Source organism: Vibrio genomosp. F6 (genome assembly GCF_005146325.1).
Lineage (GTDB): Bacteria > Pseudomonadota > Gammaproteobacteria > Enterobacterales > Vibrionaceae > Vibrio > Vibrio cortegadensis.
This window is the reverse complement of record NZ_SYUT01000002.1, coordinates 2,078-3,415: the sequence shown is the minus strand read 5'-3', so window position 1 is coordinate 3,415 and position 1,338 is coordinate 2,078. Positions and strand designations below refer to the sequence as shown.

Annotated in this window: 2 protein-coding genes; both read right to left on the bottom strand. The window is 38.9% G+C overall.

Going from position 1 to position 1,338, the window contains the following annotated elements:
- Positions 1-229: 229 nt before the first annotated feature.
- Positions 230-694, bottom strand: coding sequence for an ASCH domain-containing protein (locus tag FCV43_RS00035; protein WP_136993656.1), 465 nt, complete (start codon positions 692-694; stop codon positions 230-232).
- 149 nt (positions 695-843) lie between these two features.
- Positions 844-1,164 (bottom strand): DUF2845 domain-containing protein, encoded by a 321-nt coding sequence (locus FCV43_RS00030; RefSeq protein ID WP_136993655.1) that lies wholly within the window; start codon positions 1,162-1,164, stop codon positions 844-846.
- Positions 1,165-1,338 lie beyond the last annotated feature (174 nt).

Below are 1,338 nucleotides of genomic sequence, written 5' to 3'. Positions count from 1 at the left end.
GATGGTCATTTTGATGGCATTTTTCACGGAACGAACAGGTGTGTAGCTTGAACGCAGAACAAAGATAAACGGATAATTTAACCCTTTGAATCTTATGCAATATAACGCCGCATTAAGGGGTGAACAACGCCTCCACCCCACCTAAAGTATTGTACCGTAAACACTAAATTTGAAGTAGATGCAAAAATGCCAAGCGTTGAGAATCCCTCTTAAATGCTTTGTTAGATTTTTATTTAAAGACGACCTTAAAGCGTTCCAAAATCAATAGCATGTCCTCTCTTGGATCAATACCTAACTCTTCACATTCACGTGAGAAGAAGTTCCAGTGAGCATTTCGCCACCACTTTAAGGTTTTATCACCCTCACCTTCTGCTGCTGCGAATTCAGGTGTAACTTCGTTATATTTACATTCAGATACCGACGTAATTTCTACGATACAAATAGGCTTTCCGTCCCAATTAGTTACAACTTGAAGATGCCCGATCTCTGGCATTAGCTCACCTTCAAACTTATACCAATGAGCTAAACTGCATGATGCTTGCTTTTCACCACGTAAAATAAGTTCGGCACACAAATTCGCGTTGTACTCATCAGCACAGTAATAATCAGAACTGAAAGATGTATATTTATCAGCGATTTGATGGGGTAATGTCTTCAGAAAACTATCTAAATAAGCTTGGCTCAATTCATCCATGATTTACTCGATTTCAATTAAAAATATAACGCCCAATTAAGGTGTGAGCCACGCTGCCACTGCACTCAACTTGGACACCGTAAACACTAAACTAAACCCAAACCAAAAATGCCAAGCGTGGGGAATCACGCTTAAATTGTTTGTTATGCCTATTTTTGAACCCAACCGATAACTTCACCATCCTCTAGATGAATTCTCAGGGTGTAACGATTCTTACCCGTTTTACCATACTTCCACGTTACCTTGGTCTTCGTTTTTAGTACCGTTTGCTCTATATCAATTGGGCTCCCAAAAGAGTCCATTAACTGCTCCATAGTCTCTCCCTGCCAAATCACTTTGTTCATTAACTTATCGGCGATATCAAGACTTTCGTATTTTTGAGCTAACCTTTCTCGCTTCTTATTGGTGAAAAAATTACTAATCCACCATAAAACCATACAAATAATCGCAAACCAAAATATCCATTCCATATAATCCCCTATTAACAAGCTATACATAAGTTCGATTTTTACGAGCAAGGCATAACGCCCAATTAAGGTGCGATAACGCTATAACACCCAAACTAAACCACTGCGCCGTAAACACAAAATTCAATTCGAAGTGAAATCGCTAAGCGTTAGGAGTCACTCTTAAATTGTTTGTTA

What these genes read in the sequence shown, in the direction of transcription:
- FCV43_RS00030 (WP_136993655.1), bottom strand. Translation starts at nt 1,164, where the DNA reads ATGGAATGGATATTTTGGTTTGCGATTATTTGTATGGTTTTATGGTGG.
- FCV43_RS00035 (WP_136993656.1), bottom strand. Translation starts at nt 694, where the DNA reads ATGGATGAATTGAGCCAAGCTTATTTAGATAGTTTTCTGAAGACATTA.